Annotated in this window: 18 protein-coding genes; 8 read left to right on the top strand and 10 right to left on the bottom strand. The window is 33.7% G+C overall.

Annotated features, from left to right (window positions below; all coding sequences use genetic code 11):
* Nucleotides 1-164: 164 nt before the first annotated feature.
* From LUU93_RS19940 to LUU93_RS19930, 3 genes are all read right to left on the bottom strand, one after another.
* A complete protein-coding gene (locus LUU93_RS19940; RefSeq protein WP_232682907.1) occupies nt 165-1,940 on the bottom strand; it encodes an aromatic amino acid hydroxylase in 1,776 nt (591 codons plus the stop codon).
* Nucleotides 1,941-2,077: 137 nt separating this feature from the next.
* Nucleotides 2,078-2,524 carry a hypothetical protein gene (locus LUU93_RS19935; protein ID WP_232682906.1) on the bottom strand — a complete coding sequence of 149 codons (447 nt, stop codon included), beginning with the start codon at nt 2,522-2,524 and terminating at the stop codon, nt 2,078-2,080.
* Nucleotides 2,525-2,614: 90 nt separating this feature from the next.
* Nucleotides 2,615-3,025: a group III truncated hemoglobin gene (locus tag LUU93_RS19930; protein ID WP_232682905.1), complete on the bottom strand. Its 411-nt coding sequence runs from the start codon at nt 3,023-3,025 to the stop codon at nt 2,615-2,617.
* Between the two features lie 384 nt (nt 3,026-3,409).
* Between LUU93_RS19930 and LUU93_RS19925 the strand changes: the two genes are divergently transcribed.
* The gene (locus LUU93_RS19925; RefSeq protein WP_232682904.1) at nt 3,410-5,560 is read left to right on the top strand and encodes an RICIN domain-containing protein; all 2,151 of its coding nucleotides are present in this window, start codon (nt 3,410-3,412) and stop codon (nt 5,558-5,560) included.
* A gap of 78 nt (nt 5,561-5,638) precedes the next feature.
* Here LUU93_RS19925 and ilvA read toward each other — a convergent pair whose 3' ends face one another.
* From ilvA to LUU93_RS19905, 4 genes are all read right to left on the bottom strand, one after another.
* The gene (gene ilvA, locus LUU93_RS19920; protein WP_180858554.1) at nt 5,639-6,883 is read right to left on the bottom strand and encodes a threonine ammonia-lyase IlvA; all 1,245 of its coding nucleotides are present in this window, start codon (nt 6,881-6,883) and stop codon (nt 5,639-5,641) included.
* 342 nt (nt 6,884-7,225) lie between these two features.
* Nucleotides 7,226-7,762: a DUF4136 domain-containing protein gene (locus tag LUU93_RS19915; RefSeq protein WP_053470523.1), complete on the bottom strand. Its 537-nt coding sequence runs from the start codon at nt 7,760-7,762 to the stop codon at nt 7,226-7,228.
* A gap of 162 nt (nt 7,763-7,924) precedes the next feature.
* The gene (gene hutU / locus LUU93_RS19910) at nt 7,925-9,901 is read right to left on the bottom strand and encodes a urocanate hydratase (RefSeq protein ID WP_232682903.1); all 1,977 of its coding nucleotides are present in this window, start codon (nt 9,899-9,901) and stop codon (nt 7,925-7,927) included.
* A gap of 327 nt (nt 9,902-10,228) precedes the next feature.
* On the bottom strand, nt 10,229-10,414 hold the full coding sequence (locus LUU93_RS19905; RefSeq protein WP_073418076.1) for a C1orf53 family protein: 186 nt from the start codon (nt 10,412-10,414) through the stop codon (nt 10,229-10,231).
* A 116-nt stretch (nt 10,415-10,530) separates the two neighbouring features.
* On the opposite strand from LUU93_RS19905, the gene LUU93_RS19900 reads away from it, so the two are divergent.
* The 5 genes from LUU93_RS19900 (at nt 10,531) to hemL (ending at nt 14,347) form a co-directional block, all read left to right on the top strand.
* The gene (locus tag LUU93_RS19900; RefSeq protein ID WP_232682901.1) at nt 10,531-10,875 is read left to right on the top strand and encodes a hypothetical protein; all 345 of its coding nucleotides are present in this window, start codon (nt 10,531-10,533) and stop codon (nt 10,873-10,875) included.
* 70 nt (nt 10,876-10,945) lie between these two features.
* On the top strand, nt 10,946-11,854 hold the full coding sequence (locus tag LUU93_RS19895) for a 1-aminocyclopropane-1-carboxylate deaminase/D-cysteine desulfhydrase (protein ID WP_232682900.1): 909 nt from the start codon (nt 10,946-10,948) through the stop codon (nt 11,852-11,854).
* On the top strand, nt 11,847-12,746 hold the full coding sequence (locus LUU93_RS19890; RefSeq protein ID WP_232682899.1) for a glucosaminidase domain-containing protein: 900 nt from the start codon (nt 11,847-11,849) through the stop codon (nt 12,744-12,746). The genes LUU93_RS19895 and LUU93_RS19890 overlap by 8 nt, the downstream gene beginning before the upstream one ends.
* 27 nt (nt 12,747-12,773) lie before the next feature.
* Nucleotides 12,774-13,025 (top strand): hypothetical protein, encoded by a 252-nt coding sequence (locus tag LUU93_RS19885; RefSeq protein ID WP_232682898.1) that lies wholly within the window; start codon nt 12,774-12,776, stop codon nt 13,023-13,025.
* Nucleotides 13,026-13,060: 35 nt separating this feature from the next.
* Entirely contained in the window at nt 13,061-14,347 is a 1,287-nt protein-coding gene (hemL, locus tag LUU93_RS19880; RefSeq protein WP_232682897.1) for a glutamate-1-semialdehyde 2,1-aminomutase, read from the top strand.
* Nucleotides 14,348-14,482: 135 nt separating this feature from the next.
* Here the strand turns inward: hemL and LUU93_RS19875 are convergent, their stop codons facing one another.
* Nucleotides 14,483-15,223, bottom strand: coding sequence for a DUF4890 domain-containing protein (locus LUU93_RS19875; protein ID WP_232682896.1), 741 nt, complete (start codon nt 15,221-15,223; stop codon nt 14,483-14,485).
* 173 nt (nt 15,224-15,396) lie between these two features.
* Nucleotides 15,397-15,837, bottom strand: a complete 441-nt coding sequence (locus tag LUU93_RS19870) for a DUF4890 domain-containing protein (RefSeq protein ID WP_232682895.1) — start codon at nt 15,835-15,837, stop codon at nt 15,397-15,399.
* Nucleotides 15,838-16,024: 187 nt separating this feature from the next.
* Between LUU93_RS19870 and LUU93_RS19865 the strand changes: the two genes are divergently transcribed.
* Both LUU93_RS19865 and LUU93_RS19860 read left to right on the top strand, forming a co-directional pair.
* Entirely contained in the window at nt 16,025-17,044 is a 1,020-nt protein-coding gene (locus LUU93_RS19865; RefSeq protein WP_232682894.1) for a 2-hydroxyacid dehydrogenase, read from the top strand.
* Between the two features lie 125 nt (nt 17,045-17,169).
* Complete coding sequence (locus tag LUU93_RS19860) at nt 17,170-17,766, top strand: hypothetical protein (protein ID WP_232682892.1); 597 nt, start codon at nt 17,170-17,172, stop codon at nt 17,764-17,766.
* 438 nt (nt 17,767-18,204) lie between these two features.
* Here LUU93_RS19860 and LUU93_RS19855 read toward each other — a convergent pair whose 3' ends face one another.
* Nucleotides 18,205-18,438 (bottom strand): hypothetical protein, encoded by a 234-nt coding sequence (locus tag LUU93_RS19855; RefSeq protein ID WP_232682891.1) that lies wholly within the window; start codon nt 18,436-18,438, stop codon nt 18,205-18,207.
* Between the last annotated feature and the right edge of the window lie 48 nt (nt 18,439-18,486).

Genomic DNA, 18,486 nt, shown 5'->3' with positions numbered 1-18,486 from the left:
CCAAAACTCTTTTGGCTTTATTTTTTCCTCCAGCTAAAACAGGAGGCAACTAAAAAAAGTTTGAGACTTTGTAAGATTAAAAAAACCTGCATATATCAGTTTAAATCAGTAAAATCTGCGGGCAAAAAACAAAAAGGCAATAAAAAACTTAGCGTCTTAGCGTCTTAGTGTCTTTGTGGCAAATGCGGCAAAGAACTATCAAAAATCAAATCCAATCCCCCAGAAATCAAATGCGCAATTTCAGGACGTTTTTCTTTCAATTTATCTAAATAAACCAACACTTCCTGCAAAAGCTGTTTTTCATCTGAATCTTTTAAAAGCTCTGCAATTTCAACAGATAATAACCAATCGTTTGAATGATTATTTTTTAGGTTTTCAAAAATAGATTTCAGCTCCGTTTTAGAACCTTTATTTTTTCTAATATCTCTAACTAACGCATATAAATTCTCCAATTCATTACGTTCATCAGTATGTTTTGCTTTTATTGTTTTAGTTGTTGGCACAATATTGATCAAGTCAAAACTATTTACATCTGCCGGGCCAGAAAATGCCGAAATCACTTTTTTACCAATTGCCATATCATAATTTCCCCACTCAGGCTGAAACAAAACAGTTTCGCCATGCGTTACGGTACAATTTCTAAAACTGATTAAAATGATTTCTCCGTGTAAGTTTCGGGAACCCGTAATAATTTCACCTTCAACAATAATATTACCTTCAAATTCCAGTTTTACAGTTTCGTTTTCAACAATACTGTAAGCCTGTAAATCCTTCGGACTCATATCTTCAATTGCCAGATTAAAACCTTTCAGTTTCCCAATCGGACTTCCAAATCCATGTGGGTGCGTTAGAGTTCCGTGTCCTACTAATTCTTTTTCACGGTATGATAAAGCTGTTTTTCCGGTTGTCTGAATATAGACTGGTTTTCCTTCTTCTTCAATAACATTTGTGAAAACTCCGGAAACTTGTAAACCAGTACTCAATTCAATTGTTCCTAAAGCATTGGATTGAATTAATTTTTTAATTCCCGAAAGTCCTCCGGTACGAAGTGCCATTTTATTAGCAAATTCTTCCAGAACTAAACTTAAATAAGAAAAAGTAGGCGTTACATAAAGCTGAGGCTGCAACTGCGTAATATCAAAATTTTGATTGGCTGCAGAAATATCATAAGGGATTTTCTTTACATTATCGGTCATACACCAGGCACTTTCACCAATTGAAGAAAGTAATCCGGCACCATAAATTTTTGGATTTTCAACTGTTCCAATCAAGCCGTATTCAACCGTCCACCAATGCAGGTTTCTAATTTGAGCCATTTCAGACAATTCGCCCATGTCATTTTGTAAATCGGCAACTGCTTTTTCAGCTTCGTCAATTTTTTCCTGAGGCGTATCTTCGGCTTCTTTTAAAATAGAAAGCAAACGAATCGCTTCATACATTTGATAATCTTTGTGAGATGAGATTGCTTTACAGCCAATTTCTCCAAAACGTCTCAAATATTCTGCATATTCAGGATTGGCAATAATAGGAGCGTGGCCGGCACCTTCGTGAATAATATCTGGTGCAGGGGTATATTCAATATGTTCTAATTGACGGATATCTGATGCAATAACCAAAACATTATAAGCCTGAAACTCCATAAAAGCATTTGGCGGAATAAATCCGTCAACGGCAACTGCAGCCCAGCCAATTTCAGTTAGAATACGGTTCATTCCGTACATACTCGGAATAGAATCAATTTCGATTCCTGTTTTACGTAAACCTTCTAAATACGAATGATGTGCAACTTTTGAAAGGTAATCTACATTTTTACGCATAACATATCGCCAAACCGCCTGATTAATTGGTGTATAATCACTATAATCCTGAGGTTTAATAAATTGCTTTAAATGTTTTGGCAATCGTTCTAATAACGGATTTGTTTCTATAGATGCATTCATTTCGAAAACGTTGTAGATTAGAATGTAAAATTACGAATTTAGGTCGCTATTTTTTGCTATTCATCACAAAATTTTTATTCGAAAGTGATTTTTATTGCGTTTTTATAGATTTTTTGAAGTTAGCGGAAAACTAAATTTTAGCAGTCATTATTTTCATAATTAACTTTTTCCAATGTTTTCTCGAAGTTTTCCAGCTCTTTCTTCGTCATTGAGGCTTCTTTCAAGTCGACTGGTAATTGTTTTTTAGCATCAGAACTAATCCATAATCCCGTAAAAGTATTTCCGGTTTTCTTTAAAATTAAAACACCGCTAAAACCATGTTCAACTAAAACAAATTCATTTTCTTTCTTTTTATTCTGAGTAATATCAAGCTGAATCCATTTTTTTGATTTGTCATATCGATACATAGACGTATACATTAAATCGGCAGTACATGGATTTTCTTCTGTTTTAATATAAACTGTTATTGGAGTTTTTCCATCGACAGTTCCTTTGTATAAATTAAAAGCAGGTGCTTGTGATTGCGCGTTTAAATGATTTAGAAAAGAGAAACAGATTATAAAGAACAGGATAACTTTTTTCATTTTAAATAGTTGATTGGTTTTTGATAGTATTTGGGTCAATCAAATTTATTTAATTTAAAACAGTATCCAAATTTAATTTGTCAGCTATTTTTAAAATTTACCTGATGAATTTCGTAACTCGTTTTCGGCATTTCTAAAATATTCAATTTTGTGGCTGAACATAAAAGCCATATTTGTGGCACGCATTTTTGCTTCTTCGGTAATCACTCCTGCAAACTGCGCATCGATTGTAGTATTGAAAATTTGTATCCAGCGGTCAAAATGAGTTTTATCTACCGGTAATTGTTTGTGCGGAGGAAAAGGTGTTCCCGAATAAGCGCGAACATCAAACAAAATAGTCTGCCAAAAACCATACATTTTTTGCAAATGCGGCTCCCAGCGATCTTGTAATTTATCATTAAAAATAGGACCAATTAGATCATCTTTTCTAACATTATCATAAAAGCTGTTCACCATTTGTTTAATATCCTCTATGGTCGAAATATCTTTAAGCGTTTCCATGTTTTCTAATAAAATTGAAATGCAAAAATACGATATAACTTCAGGTTCGTTCCATGATATTTGTCATTTATGAAATAATTATAAGTTGTATTTGGGAATCAAAAACGATAATTTAATTACTGATTTTAAAAGTTTTGTAAAAACTGAAATTTAAATGTAAGTTTTTTATGGTTTTTAATATTTTAAATAATTGGTTTTTAATTGTTTATAAAAAATAAAGATGTGTTTTTGTTAAGGTAATATTTACAAATGATGTGTATTTGTAAAGTTGTAATTATAACGATTTCGTGAAAATTGATATATTTTTGAATCGTTTTAATAAAAATAATCATAATAAAATGAGAAAAATTTAACTATTAACAAACCACAAAAACCACAAAAAAGATGCGCAAAACTACTCAAAAACCTACAAACCGAGTAAGAGCTTTTATGACACAAGTCATTATTATAATGCTGTTATCTATTACCAAAACAAATGCACAGACGGTTACACCTTTTATAACATCAGGTGATCAAACGAGATTATTACAACAGCAGGCAACTGTAAGTTTCGGAACAAACTCAGGAACAAATCCTTCTACAGTTACAGTTAATGCGGGAACAACGTACCAAACAATGGACGGCTTTGGTTACACTCTTACCGAAGGAAGTGCCGAAGTAATCAGCGGAATGGCAGCAACGCAGCAAAACCAATTACTGAATGATTTATATAATCCAAATACAGGATTAAACGCAAGTGTAATTCGTATTAGTATTGCAGCTTCAGATTTAAGTAACTCTTCGTATAGTTATAACGAAACTTCCGGAGATACTAACATGAATAACTTCAGTTTAAACGGACCGGATTTAACGTATCTAATTCCGATTATCAAAAAGATTCAGCTGATAAATCCAAACATTAAAATTTTGGCAACACCTTGGTCAGCGCCACGCTGGATGAAAACCAACGGTTCCTGGATTGGCGGAAGTCTGCAGACACAATATTATGCTGCTTATGCAAGATATTTTGTAAAATACATTGCAGCAATGCAGGCGCAGGGAATTCCTATTTGGGGAATCACACCGCAAAACGAACCTGAAAATCCGCACAACGAACCAAGTATGCTGATGAATTCTACAGAACAAAAGAATTTTATCAATCAACAACTTGGGCCTCAATTGGCTGCAGCTGGATACGGAGGAGTAAAAATTATTGCTTTTGATCACAACTGCAACAATACAGCATATCCAATTGATGTTTTAAATAACAGCAGTTATGTTGACGGAGCGGCATTCCATTTATATTTAGGAAATATTTCGGCTATGTCTACAGTACGAAATTCAACAAACAAAAACGTTTATTTTACAGAACAATACACAGGTTCAGGCGGAAGCTTTGGCGGAGATTTTGGCTGGCACATGCAAAACGTTGTTATTGGGAGTACAAACAACTGGTCTAAAACAGTTTTAGAATGGAATGCTGCAAACAATTCAAGTTTAGGGCCAAGAACTCCGGGTGGATGTAATACTTGTTTAGGAGCGATTACAGTTAATAACAGTACAAGTTATACTAAAAATGTGGCCTATTATATTATTGGTCAAATCTCTAAATACGTAAAACCGGGTGCAGTAAGAATTGGTTCTTCAAGCACCAACGGAAGTATTTTATCTGTTGGATTCAAAAATCCTGATGGCTCAACTGCACTTGTAATTTACAACTCAGGAGGATCAAATACCATAAAAGTGGTTTCAGGATCATCAGCATTTAATTATACAGTTCCGGGATCATCAGCAGTTACTTTTACGTGGGGAGCAGGAACACCGCCTCCAACTGGTTTTCCGGGGTATTATAATATTATTTCAAGAAACAGTAATAAAGGACTGGATGTAGCAGATAATTCAACTACAAGTGGTGGAAGAATACAGCAATATGATGTAACAGGCGGCGGCGGAAATAACCAGCGCTGGAAATTTGTTTCTGACGGAGCAGGGAATTATTACATCATTGTAAAATCAACCGGAATGTATTTGGCAGTTGAAAATAACGGAACTGCAAATGGACTAAAAGTACAGCAAAAATCTTTTTCTTCTTCTAATGAATTTAAATGGACGGTTGCAAGTCTTGGCGGCGGATATTATAAAATTACCAATGTAAATACAGGTAAATCACTTGATGTTGAAAATGTTTCTACAGCAAATGGCGCTAATATTCAGGTTTGGGATTACACGGGCGGACTGAATCAGCAATGGCAGTTTGTTCAGGTTGAATCGACAGCAAAAAAAGCTTTGACAATAACAGAAGATGGTGAAAGCACAAACGATATGGCTATTTTTATTAATTCGGCAAACGATTATTTAAAAATTGATACCAATCATGAAGGAAGCGCCGATGTAGCAATATTCAATATTGCGGGACAAAGTATCTTGAAAAAGAATGTAAACTTTGTAAAAGGAAATCAAGCAGAAATCGAAATTTCAAGATTACCAAAAGGAGTTTATGTAGTAAGAGTAACAGATAATCAGGGATCTTATTCTAAAAAAATATTAAAGCAATAATTACAAATCGAGAATTCAATTAGTAATTTTATATTGATGTTTAAAAGGCTGTCTAATTTTTAGGCAGCCTTTTATTTTTTATCCAATAAGTTGTGTAAACAAATCCTGATTATCGTTTAAGTATTGAAATTCAAATCCGTATTGTGTCATTTTCATTTTGATAGGCAGAATATCTTTTTTCTTTTTCAATTCTAAACCAACAATAACAGAACCAACTTCACGGCTGTTTTTCTTGGCAAACTGGAAATAAGTAATATCATCATCCGGCCCTAAAATGTTATTTACAAATTCTTTTAAAGCTCCGGGACGCTGCGGAAACTGGATCATAAAATAGTGCATTAAACCTTCATAAAGTAAAGAACGTTCTTTTATTTCGGCGGTTCTTTCAATGTCATTATTACTTCCGCTGACAACGCATACTACATTTTTACCTTTAATTTTATCTTTGTAAAAATCCAAAGCTGCAATTGTCAAAGCGCCTGCAGGTTCTACAACCATAGCTTCTTCATTGTACAATCGTAAAATGGTCGTGCAGACTTTACCTTCGGGAACCAAAATAATATCTTCCAGATTATAACGGCAGATTTCAAAAGTTTTATCGCCTACTTGTTTTACAGCCGCGCCATCAACAAATTTGTCGATTGTTTTAAGCGGGGTATTTTTATTTTCTTCAATGGAAGTTTTCATCGAAGGAGCGCCTTTTGGCTCAACGCCGATGATTTTAGTATTAGGACTTAAATGCCTGAAAACTTCAGATAAACCAGAAGCAAGTCCGCCGCCGCCAATCGGAACAAAAACATAATCGATTGGTTTTGTATAACTTTCCAAAATTTCAAGTCCTACAGTTCCTTGTCCGGCAATAACTTTTTCATCATCAAAAGGATGAATAAATGTTTTATGATTTTTAATTGCATCTGCCGTTGCCGATCCGTAAGCATCATCAAAAGTATCTCCGGTTAAAACAATTTCTACAAACGATTTTCCAAACAATTGTACTTGTTTTACCTTTTGTTTGGGAGTTGTTTTAGGCATGTAAATTTTGCCTTTTATATGCAGTAAATTGCAGGAATAAGCAACACCCTGCGCATGGTTTCCTGCACTGGCACAAACAATTCCGTTTGCTTTTTCTTTATCATTTAACGTAGAAATCTTGTTGTAAGCACCTCTAATTTTATATGAGCGAACAATTTGCAAATCTTCCCGTTTTAATAAAATAGTCGATTTAAACTCGTCTGAAAGATTTAAATTTTGGGTAAGGGGCGTCGCGGCAACTACATTTTCTAGCTGCTTTTTTGCGTTAAGTACTTCGTTAAATAAACTCATAATTTGTTTGTTTTTTATTTTTTTGCCACAGATTTAAAGGATTTCCACAGATTAAAAAAATCATTATAATCCTTTAAATCTGTGGCAAAAAAATATTTCGTTTTTAATCTTCTTAAAAATAAAAAACCTCCCGATGTGGGAGGTTTTTATAAATTATATTTTACTTATTTATATAACACCTCGCCATCATTGCTGAATTGCAATAATGCTGATAATCGCGATAATAATGTTATTAAAGTTTTTCATTTTTAACTGATATAGTAACAAATGTACTTATTTTTTTCGAAGTAATAAACAGCAGTTTTGTAAAAAAACTGAATACTAAAAACTGAAAACTGAATACTACTTTTTAACCGGCGGATATTGAGCTAAAATTTTGTTTACGAACTCAGCAATTTTTTCGTCTTTTTTATCAACGTTTTTAGTCAAAGTTCCTAAACCTTCACCCTGCCAGATCATTTCTTTCTTTTTGGCATCGATTAAATCAATATACAAAGTTCCTTCTGTAGAAGTCGAAACCGTAGTTTGTCCGCCGTACATCATATAAGGATTCCAACCCCAGCCCCAGCCGTAACCCCAGCCAGCACTAAATTGGTTTACATTTACCTGTTCTCTAGATTTTGTAAAAATGTTTACTAATAAATCAGGATTATCACTTTTTGTGAAACCTTTTGCTGCCATTTCATTATCAATGGCGTGAAGAATACGTCTTTTATCCAAATCTGAAATCTCAACTTTGTCAATTCCGGGCTTAAAGAAAGCATAAGTTTTATAAGGCGCAAAATCGACATTTTTGTCGTAATCAGAATAAACAGTAACACTGCTGCAGGATGAAAGTATCAAAAGCAGAAAAATCGGAACTAACTTGAATGTTTTCATAATTATTAGAAATTTAATGTTCTTGTTCTGTTTGTTTTATCGTAAAAGCAGCTTTTACGTTTGTCAGGCTGAGCGAAGTCGAAGCCCTTTTTTGCTTACCAGCCTTCGACTTCGCTCAGGATAACATTGCGGTTATGATAAAATCTTTTTAAAAAACTTTAACTAAAGCAGACTTTCGTCAACAATATTTGGTAAAGTTACTTTTAATAAAGGCTCGACTTGCATCGCTCTTTTTATAGCAAAAATAGCTTCGTCATTTCGGGCCCAGCTTCTTCTTGAAATTCCGTTGTTTACATCCCAAAAAAGCATTGATGCTAAACGCTTTGAAGCCTCTTTAGAACCATCAAGAACCATACCAAATCCGCCGTTTATAACCTCTCCCCAGCCAACTCCGCCGCCGTTATGAATTGATACCCAGGTTGCTCCTCTAAAGCTGTCACCAATTACGTTTTGAATCGCCATATCGGCCGTAAAACGAGATCCGTCGTAAATGTTTGAAGTTTCTCTGTAAGGCGAATCAGTTCCCGAAACATCATGATGATCGCGTCCTAAAACAACAGCGCCAATTTCACCTTTTGCAATAGCCTGATTAAAAGCTTCAGCGATTTTAATTCTACCTTCGGCATCAGCATAAAGAATTCTTGCTTGAGAACCTACAACCAGTTTATTTTCCTGCGCACCTTTAATCCATTTAATGTTATCCTGCATTTGCTGCTGAATTTCACTTGGAGAAGTCTTCGCTAATTCTTCTAAAACCTGACTTGCAATGGTATCTGTTTTTTGTAAATCTTCCGGTTTTCCAGAAGTACAAACCCATCTAAAAGGCCCAAATCCGTAATCAAAACACATTGGGCCCATAATATCCTGAACGTAACTCGGATATTTAAAATCGATATTATTTGCTGCCATTACATCTGCGCCGGCACGTGAAGCTTCAAGTAAAAATGCATTTCCGTAATCAAAAAAGTAAGTTCCTTTTACCGTATGTTTATTAATAGCAGCTGCGTGACGGCGTAACGTTTCCTGAACTTTTTCTTTGAATAAATCCGGATTGTTAGCCATCAAATCATTTGCTTCTTCAAAAGAAATTCCAACAGGATAATAACCTCCAGCCCACGGATTATGAAGCGAAGTCTGGTCTGAACCTAAATCAATTTTGATATTTTCCTGATCAAAGCGTTCCCAAACGTCCACCACATTTCCTAAATAAGCAATTGAAACGGTTTCTTTATTGGCTTTCGCCAAAGCTACTCTGGCAACTAATTCATCTGTAGAAGTCACAACTTCATTAATCCAGCCTTGTTCGTGACGGATTTTAGTGATTTTCGGATTTACTTCGGCACAAACTGTAATACATCCGGCAATATTTCCGGCTTTCGGCTGTGCGCCAGACATTCCGCCCAAACCAGAAGTTACAAATAAACTTCCTTCTGGATTTTGTTTTATTTTTCTAAAACCATTTAAAACCGTAATCGTAGTTCCATGTACAATTCCCTGCGGGCCAATGTACATATAACTTCCCGCTGTCATTTGTCCGTATTGCGAAACGCCTAGCGCATTCATTTTTTCCCAATCGTCCGGTTTAGAATAATTTGGGATAACCATTCCGTTAGTAACCACAACTCTTGGTGCTTCTTTGTGCGAAGGAAATAATCCCATAGGATGTCCTGAATACATGGTTAAAGTCTGCTCGTCTGTCATTTCAGACAAATATTGCATCGTCAATAAATATTGTGCCCAGTTTTGGAAAACAGCCCCGTTTCCGCCATACGTTATTAATTCATGCGGATGCTGCGCCACAGCATAATCCAAGTTATTTTGAATCATGTGCATAATCGCTTTTGCCTGTAATGATTTCCCTGGATATTCATCAATAGGGCGGGCGTACATTCTGTAATCCGGACGAAGGCGGTACATATAGATACGTCCGTATTTTTCTAATTCTTCTGAAAATTCAGGAATTAATTCGGCGTGATGTTTTGGTTCAAAATAACGCAATGCATTTTTAAGAGCCAGCTTTTTCTCTTCTGCCGAAAGGATTTCTTTTCTTTTCGGAGCATGATTAATAGCCGGATCGTACGCTGCTTTTTGAGGTAATATATTTGGAATCCCTTGTTGTATTTGTTCCTTGAAAGTCATTTTTTTAGAGATGCTAAGTTGCTAAGATATTTTAGTTAGATTAACAACAGATTAATTTTTTGTTTTTTTAATTCTGAGGTTTAAATGTGATCAACATTTAATTGATGCAATTGGAATTTTGAATTTAAAATTTATTTAAATTATCTAATTCCCATATTGTCACATTTTCTAATTAAAAAAAACTAAGGATAACGGATATCCGACCTGTGATAAGACTTGTGGATTTTAATCCTGAATTTTCTTGAATGGATGTCCATTAATGATTTTAGAGTTTAGATTGTTGATTTTAGATTTTTGAATTACCTAATTGGCACATTTTCAAATTGACTAATTAGCCTTTTTTCTTATTTCGCCTGTTCTTTTATCAAATCCGTACGGACAATGACGGCAGCCGCTTTTGCAGCAATATCCTCTTTTTAAATGATGTTTTTCAGTAAAGCATTTGTAACCTTCAGGTGTATAGTAAAAATCTTCGCCTTCGATTAATTTATTTTCATTACTTTGCTCTTTCATAAATCTGCTTCGCGTTCGTTTTTGAATAATATAAAAATCAAAAATATAAATATTTGATTATGATTTTATTGAAATCGAACAATTTTATAGCTACAAATTTATAAATTTTACAGCCAATGTTTCTGATTGTTGCCAAATATTTAATTCCGAAAGGATATCGCGGAATGGCTGTATTTCCGTTTGTGATTGTAAAATATGGTTTTGATAAAGCAAATGCAGTTTTCGTTAATCATGAAAAAATACATTTGCGGCAGCAGTTAGAACTTTTAGTAATTCCGTTTTTTATCTGGTATTTTCTGGAATATTTAATTCGTTTACTTCAATATAAAAATGCGGAAACAGCTTATCGAAATATCAGTTTTGAAAGAGAGGCTTACACCAAAGAAACTGATTTTAATTATCTGAAAAACCGATCCTTTTTTCAGTTTCTACATTACATTAAAGTGGGCAATAAGCAATAGGCTTTAAGCTTTAAGCGTTAAAGATATTAAGACATGAATTATCACTTTCGACTTTTGACTTTAAATTAAAATGAATCCAGTTTTCAATCAACATATTTCTATTGATTTTCCCAATGATATTTCTTTGACAATAAAGCGAGAAGATTTAATTCATCCGTTTGTTTCGGGCAATAAATTCCGAAAATTAAAATACAATTTACTTCAGGCGAAAGCCGAAAATAAAGAGACTCTATTGACTTTTGGCGGTGCATTTTCGAATCATATTGCGGCGGTGGCTTTTGCCGGAAAAGAGCAGGGTTTTAAAACGATCGGAATTATTCGCGGCGATGAACTTTTTGATAAAATCGAAGAAAATCCAACTTTAAAATTCGCCCAGGAAAACGGAATGAAATTTGAATTTGTTTCTCGCGAAGAGTATCGTTTAAAAAATGAAACTTCCTATATAGAAAAACTAAATGAGAAGTTTGGCGATTTTTATTTAGTTCCCGAAGGCGGAACAAATGGACTCGCCGTAAAAGGCTGCGAAGAAATCTTAACTGATGAAGATGCAAGTTTTAATTACGTTTGCTGCGCTGTTGGAACGGGCGGGACAATTTCGGGATTAATAAATAGTGCTGAGGAAAATCAGAAAATTTTGGGCTTTCCGGCGTTAAAAGGTGATTTTTTAAACGATGAAATTCGTATTTTTGCAAAAAAAGATAACTGGAATTTAATTTCTGACTATCATTTTGGAGGTTATGGCAAGATAAATTTAGAATTAATCGAATTTATCAATGGTTTTTTTGAAGAAACAAAAGTGCCTTTAGATCCAATTTATACAGGAAAGATGGTTTTTGGCGTTATAGATTTAATCAACAAAAATTATTTTCCTGCACATTCAAAAATATTACTCATTCACACCGGCGGATTACAGGGAATTGAAGGAATGAATATAAAATTGAAGCAGAAAAAATTACCAATACTCAAAAAAAATGATTAAAAAAATTGTACTGCTCTTTACAATAATAGTTTTGGCAAGCTGCTCGTCAAGCAAACCGGCTGTCGCTGCGACGAAAAAAACGACGGTTCAGAAGCCAAGAGTAGCGACGACGAAAAAACCAGCTTACAGCAAACCAGCAGTTAAAAATTATCCTTCTACAAATAATACAACTGAGGTTATTCAATCTACTTCAAAAACAGTTGTTACCAGCGATTTAATCAATAATTACATTTTGCAGTTCAAAGATATTGCAATGGGAAATATGAAAACTTACGGAATTCCGGCTAGTATTATTTTGGCGCAGGGAATCTTAGAATCGGGTGCGGGAAAAGGAGATTTAGCGCTTGAAGCAAATAATCATTTCGGAATTAAATGCCATAAAGACTGGCTTGGGGAAAGTGTTCGTCACGATGATGATTCGGCACAGGAATGTTTTAGAAAGTATCCCGAAGCTGCAGAATCGTATCGAGATCACGCTTTATTTTTAGTTGGAAAAAACAGATATGCGACTTTATTCACTTACGAAAAAGACGATTATAAATCGTGGGCAAAAGGTTTGCGTGCGGCAGGTTACGCAACAGATCCTAATTATCCCGATAAATTAATTAGTTATATCGAGCGTTATAATCTGCATCAATACGATTGTCAGGTAACCGGAAAAAATTACGTTGCAATAAATAAAACGGCTCCAGCAAGAAAATCATCTTATGATGTGGCTTCTGATCCAAAGCTAAATATGAACTCAAACGATCCGAATTTGTACGAAGTTCAAAAAGGAGATACTTTGTATTCAATTTCAAAAAAATTCAATTTATTAGTTGACGATTTAAAACAAAAAAATAATCTGACAGATAATGCGCTTTCGATAGGACAGAAGTTGAGAGTAAAATAATTATCAATTGTTAGTTGTTAATTATAAATGAAAAAGAAAATCTTATTTGGAATTTTTATTTTTGCAGCGGTTTTAATAATTAGATTTTTTTGCGGAGTTTACATTCATGATGAATTTGCCACAAAACATTTATTTATAAAATATAGACCAACTTGGAAGTGGACGTTTTATTCACCAATTGGAATGTCTGATAGAAAAATAGAAGAGCTTTCAGAAGAAGAACAAATAGATCAAAAATATTTTAATGAGTTTGTTTTAGATCAAGGTTTAAGTAATTAAATCTAAAATCTAAACTCTAAAATCTAAAATTAAGAATGTTATATAAAAGAAGTAGTCAGCTTTTTGCTGAAGCAGAAAAAGTAATTCCGGGAGGAGTAAATTCACCAGTAAGAGCGTTTAAAGCGGTTGGCGGAACTCCAATTTTTGTAAAAAGTGCCAAAGGCGCTTATTTATATGATGAAGACGGAAACAAATTAATAGATTATATCAACTCTTGGGGGCCAATGGTTTTGGGACACGCTTATCAGCCGGTTGTTGATGCCGTAATCGAAAAAGCAAAACTGGGAACTTCATTTGGAATGCCAACAGAACTGGAAACAGAAATTGCTGCTTTGGCAGTTTCTATGGTTCCGAATATTGATAAAATACGTTTTGTAAATTCTGGAACAGAAGCTTGTATGAGTGCGATTCGTCTGGCTCGCGGATTTACAAAAAGAGATAAAATCATCAAATTTGCAGGCTGCTATCACGGACATTCTGATTCATTCTTGATTCAGGCAGGAAGTGGAGCCGTAACTTTTGGATCGCCAAACAGCCCAGGAGTTACAGAAGGAACTGCAAAAGATACTTTGTTAGCCAAATACAATGATTTAGAGAATGTAAAAACTTTAATCGAAGCGAATAAAGGAGAAATCGCGGCCATTATTATCGAAGCGGTTGCAGGAAATATGGGTTGTATTCCGCCTGCAAAAGGTTTCTTAGAAGGCTTAAGAGAATTGTGTACAGCAAACGGAATCTTATTGATTTTTGATGAGGTTATGACAGGTTTTCGTTTAGCCCGCGGAGGAGTTCAGGAATTGTATAATATCAATGCTGATATTGTAACTTTCGGAAAAGTAATTGGCGGCGGACTTCCGGTTGGAGCTTTTGCTGCACGCGAAGAAATCATGAATTATTTAGCACCGCTTGGGCCTGTTTATCAGGCAGGAACATTATCTGGAAATCCGTTAGCAATGGCGGCTGGATATGCAATGTTAAAAGCGTTAGATAATGACCGTGAAATTTTTACTCGTTTAGAAGAAAAAACGGCTTATTTAGAAGCAGGAATTGACAGAGTTTTAAAAGCAAATAATGTTGTTTTTACCATCAATAGAGTAGGTTCTATGATTTCTGTTCACTTTGATGCAAATCCGGTTACCGATTTCCAAACTGCTGCAAAAGGAGATAACGAAACGTTTAAGAAATTCTTCCACGGACTGTTGCAGGAAGGAATTTACATTGCACCATCTGCATACGAAACATGGTTTATTACAGATGCTTTAACATATGAAGATTTAGATTTTACTATTAATGCGATCGATAAGGTTTCGAAAACATTTTAATAGCAAAAAAGAGGCTGTCTCAAAAGTCGAGACAACCTCTTTTTTATTCGGATACCTATCGGAGAAATTTTCCGTTTACGCGATTCTCAACAGCTTGATTTTACTTTTGAGACAGCCTCTTTTTTTTGATCTCAATTACATTTTATCTTTTCGGTGATCTTTCATTTTGTCTTTATGTTCTTTTTTAATTGCTGTCCATTTTTTGTATTGATCTGCATTTAAAATAGATTTCATTTTTGCATCATAAGCTTTGTGATCTTCTTCCATTTGTTTTTTCATGGCTTTTTTATCAGCTTCAGTTGGCTGTACACCAGAATCTCTTCTGCTTTTTTTAAGCATTTCCATTTTTGTACTTCTGTCAGATAAAAGTTCACTTACTTGTTTTTGCTGATCAGCATTTAGATTTAAGTCAGTCGTTAATTTTTGTAAATGCGCCTGATTACGTTCCTGTGGTGTTTTATGATCTTTATGATCTCCTTTTCCTCTGCGGCCTTCATGTTCTTTTTTTAGAGCCGTCCATTTTGTGTATTGATCCGCATTTAAAATGGCTTTCATTTTAGCATCGTTGGCTTCTCTTTCGGCGGTAATTTGTTTTTTAAAAGCTTCTCTTTCTTCTGCAGTAGGTTTTGTTTTACTGTCTTTTCTTGAATCTCTGAACTTTTCCGTTTTAGCACTTTTCTCTGCCAAAAGCTGCTTTACTTGTTCCTGCTGTTTTTTATCTAAATTCAAATCAGAAGTTAGTTTTTGTAAATGCTTTTCATTACGCTGTTCGGGAGTTAATTTTTCTCTTTGATCACGTGCTGGTTTCTGATTGATGTCTTGTGCAAAACTTACTATTCCAACGAACAATAAAGCTGCGATAAATAATTTTTTCATTTTTCGTCTTTTTAAAAGGTTTATTGCAATTAGACTTCTACAGATTTAATAAGTTTAATGAGATTGTCAGATTTATCTTTTATTTAACAGAAACTATTAATGAAAATATAATGTGGTTTTAAAAATATTTGAAAATACAAAGAGGCTCAACGGCCTCTTTGTATAAACTATATTTAGTTGCTTTCTTTTTTGTATTCTTTTATTTTTTCTCTGGCTTTGTCTTTATTTTTTTCCTGTAAAGAATGCCATTTTGCATATTGATCAGCGTTTAGAATTGCTTTCATTTTTGCGTCATTTGCTTCTTTTTCGGCTTTTATTTCATTTTTAAAAGCTTCTTTTTCAGCTGCAGTTGGCTTTACATCACTGTTCTTTTTTGCTTCTCTGGCTTCTCTGAATTTTTCTGCTTTAGCACTTCTTTCAGCTAGTAATTGTTTTACCTGTGCTTGTTGATTGGCATCTAAACTCAATTCTGTAGTTAACTTTTTTAATTGTTTTTCGCTGCGCTGTTCGGGAGTTAATTTTTCTTTTTGTTCAGCTGCTGTTTTTTGATCGGTGTCTTGTGCAAAACTTGCTATTCCAACTAATAGCATAGCTGCGATAAATAATTTTTTCATGATTTGTCTTTTTTTAAGGTTATAGTATTTAGACTTTATTAAACTGAATAGGTTTAATTAATATTGTGAATTGTTGTTTATTTAACTTTTTGAGATGTAAATATTTAAAACTGCAGCTTTCCTGTATATTGAAAATATTTTCTTATTTTTAGAAGACCAATAAAATATTTTCCAAAAACAAATTATTATGAATTCCTCTTTGTCAAACAATAAAATTGCTTTCTTTTCAACGCAGCCTTACGATAAAGCTTTCTTCAATAAATACAATGCTGATTTTGGTTTTGAACTGGATTTTTTCGAAACACAATTAAATCCTCAAACTGTAATTTTAATTGAAAAAACCAAAATTGTCTGCGTCTTTGTAAACGACATTGTAAACGAAGCCGTAATTAAACAATTGGAAGAAAAAAATGTAAAAATTATTGCATTACGCTGCGCAGGTTTTAATAATGTCGATCTGGAAGCAGCAAAAAAACACAATTTAAAAGTCTGTCGTGTTCCGGCATATTCTCCGCAGGCAGTTGCTGAACATGCGATGGCTATGATTTTGACTTTAAACCGAAAAACACATAAAGCATATAACAGGGTTCGTGAGCAAAATTTCTCTTTAAATGGATTATTAGGTTTTGATTTGTTTGGAAAAACAATTGGAATTATTGGAACGGGAAATATCGGAAAAGCTTTTGCAAAAATTGCTTTGGGTTTTGGCTGTAAAGTTTTGGCTTATGATATTGTAACCAATGAGGAAATGGCTAAAGACGGTATTTCTTTTGTTGGTTTAGAAGAAATATTTAAATCGAGCGATATCATTTCACTTCACTGTCCGCTAAACGATCAAACAAAGCATGTAATTAACAAAAATTCAATTGCTTTGATGAAAGACAGCGTAATGATTATTAATACTAGCCGCGGCGGATTAATTGAAACTTCCTGCGTAATTGAAGGTTTAAAAGAAGGTAAAATTGGCTATTTAGGAATTGATGTTTACGAACAGGAAGAAAAACTTTTCTTCAGGGATTTATCTGCAGATATTATTCAGGATGATGCAATTCAGCGTTTAATGAGTTTTCCGAATGTTTTGGTAACAGCGCATCAGGCGTTTTTTACCAACGAAGCTTTAACGCAGATTGCATTGGTAACTTTCAATAATATAAAATCATTATTGAAGCAAAATGATATTGAAAATAAAGCGGCATTATTAGTTTAAATTATCCGCTGCATTAAACCTGATAGGTTCTTATCCAGAGACTTCGGGACTGTCGGGTTGCTTGTCGAATATTTTTCGTAATTTAATTACTTGAAAATGAGTATGTAGATTTAAAATATCAGATTATGAAAAATAAAATTCTAATTCTAATCGCAATTCTGGCATTATATTCATGTCAAAGTAAAACGGAATCAAAAAATATTATTAAAACGATTATTCAGGATACATTGTCAAAAACCATTGGAGGAACTGCTGATGTAAGTGATGCTCCTGCAAAAGAAGATAAAGCAGCCAAATTAATTCGAAAGCAATTAAAGGTTCTATTAAAGAACGATCTTCCCGTATTGACAAAAGAAAACAGGTTCTTTTATTACGAAGCTTTTGATTTAAATAACGATCAGAAAAATGAATATTTTGTTGGTTTCTCTAATTCGTATTTCTGTGGAAGCGGGGGCTGTTCTGGTTATATTTTAAATAATAAAGGAAGTTTAATCAATTCTTTCACCGTAACTGATTTCCCTATTTATGTAACGACTTCATCAACTGAAAAATTTTATAATCTTTTAATGAAAAGCGGTGGTTTATTTCATCATATAAAAATGAAGAATGGGAAATATCCATCAAATCCATCTGTTCAGGAAAAATGGAAAGGAGATCTTCCAAAAGAAAGTACAAAGGTTTTAGATATTTATGATAAAAAGTTGGTGAAGTATTCATTTTAAAAACCTGTCGGGTTTACGATACCTGAAAATGTACACAAAGATATTCAGTAGAGACGCACAACAGTGTGTACGCAATCTAATTCGACAGCAATAAGATATAAAAAACAAACCCCGACTGGTTTTAAAACCAGTCGGGGTATTATATGATTACCTTTTTAGCATTTTAGAAAGTATTTTTGGATTTCGTCTATTATCCCAAAATGCTATGACAATTAATTCTTTTGTAGTTATTCTATAAAATATATTATAATGTCATAATGTTGAGAATCTAATATCTGGAAAAGTGGTTTTAACGTAAATTTCAGGATTATTCACTAGAAACTTAACTCTTTGTGTTATTTCTGTAACTAACTTTCTTGAATAAGTTTTTGACTTATTTCTTTTATTCCAAATAATTCAATATTTTTCTTCTTTGATTAACAGCTGTATTAGTCCAAATTATTCTGACAGCCATTCTAAATCTTCCGTATCTAAATCTTCTTGAGAAATGACTCTTCCATATTTAATGTCTTCTTCACTTTCTCTCAGCATATCCAATTCATATTGTTCAAATTGATAAATTTCTGAAGTATCTGCATTTTTTAGAAGATTTCTGGTTTTTTCTAACAGGCTGACATCCTCAACATTTTTTAGTTTATCAAATATTTCTAATTTTATTTCTAAAGTGCTCATAATAATACAGTTTTCATTAATCAAAGTTATGTAAATAAAACGAAAAAC

The organism is Flavobacterium soyae (assembly GCF_021245985.1).
Classification (GTDB): domain Bacteria; phylum Bacteroidota; class Bacteroidia; order Flavobacteriales; family Flavobacteriaceae; genus Flavobacterium; species Flavobacterium soyae.
The sequence above is the reverse complement of the archived record's forward strand: the minus strand, read 5'-3'. Positions and strand labels throughout refer to the sequence as shown.

Bases quoted from the DNA above. Each gene is read 5' to 3' on its own strand.
- LUU93_RS19905 (WP_073418076.1), bottom strand. From the start codon at position 10,414: ATGAAAGAGCAAAGTAATGAAAATAAATTAATCGAAGGCGAAGATTTT.
- hemL (WP_232682897.1), top strand. From the start codon at position 13,061: ATGTTATATAAAAGAAGTAGTCAGCTTTTTGCTGAAGCAGAAAAAGTA.
- LUU93_RS19870 (WP_232682895.1), bottom strand. From the start codon at position 15,837: ATGAAAAAATTATTTATCGCAGCTATGCTATTAGTTGGAATAGCAAGT.
- LUU93_RS19855 (WP_232682891.1), bottom strand. From the start codon at position 18,438: ATGAGCACTTTAGAAATAAAATTAGAAATATTTGATAAACTAAAAAAT.
- LUU93_RS19860 (WP_232682892.1), top strand. From the start codon at position 17,170: ATGAAAAATAAAATTCTAATTCTAATCGCAATTCTGGCATTATATTCA.
- LUU93_RS19925 (WP_232682904.1), top strand. From the start codon at position 3,410: ATGCGCAAAACTACTCAAAAACCTACAAACCGAGTAAGAGCTTTTATG.
- LUU93_RS19865 (WP_232682894.1), top strand. From the start codon at position 16,025: ATGAATTCCTCTTTGTCAAACAATAAAATTGCTTTCTTTTCAACGCAG.
- LUU93_RS19930 (WP_232682905.1), bottom strand. From the start codon at position 3,025: ATGGAAACGCTTAAAGATATTTCGACCATAGAGGATATTAAACAAATG.
- LUU93_RS19885 (WP_232682898.1), top strand. From the start codon at position 12,774: ATGAAAAAGAAAATCTTATTTGGAATTTTTATTTTTGCAGCGGTTTTA.
- LUU93_RS19890 (WP_232682899.1), top strand. From the start codon at position 11,847: ATGATTAAAAAAATTGTACTGCTCTTTACAATAATAGTTTTGGCAAGC.
- LUU93_RS19895 (WP_232682900.1), top strand. From the start codon at position 10,946: ATGAATCCAGTTTTCAATCAACATATTTCTATTGATTTTCCCAATGAT.
- LUU93_RS19915 (WP_053470523.1), bottom strand. From the start codon at position 7,762: ATGAAAACATTCAAGTTAGTTCCGATTTTTCTGCTTTTGATACTTTCA.
- LUU93_RS19875 (WP_232682896.1), bottom strand. From the start codon at position 15,223: ATGAAAAAATTATTTATCGCAGCTTTATTGTTCGTTGGAATAGTAAGT.
- LUU93_RS19940 (WP_232682907.1), bottom strand. From the start codon at position 1,940: ATGAATGCATCTATAGAAACAAATCCGTTATTAGAACGATTGCCAAAA.
- ilvA (WP_180858554.1), bottom strand. From the start codon at position 6,883: ATGAGTTTATTTAACGAAGTACTTAACGCAAAAAAGCAGCTAGAAAAT.
- LUU93_RS19935 (WP_232682906.1), bottom strand. From the start codon at position 2,524: ATGAAAAAAGTTATCCTGTTCTTTATAATCTGTTTCTCTTTTCTAAAT.
- LUU93_RS19900 (WP_232682901.1), top strand. From the start codon at position 10,531: ATGTTTCTGATTGTTGCCAAATATTTAATTCCGAAAGGATATCGCGGA.
- hutU (WP_232682903.1), bottom strand. From the start codon at position 9,901: ATGACTTTCAAGGAACAAATACAACAAGGGATTCCAAATATATTACCT.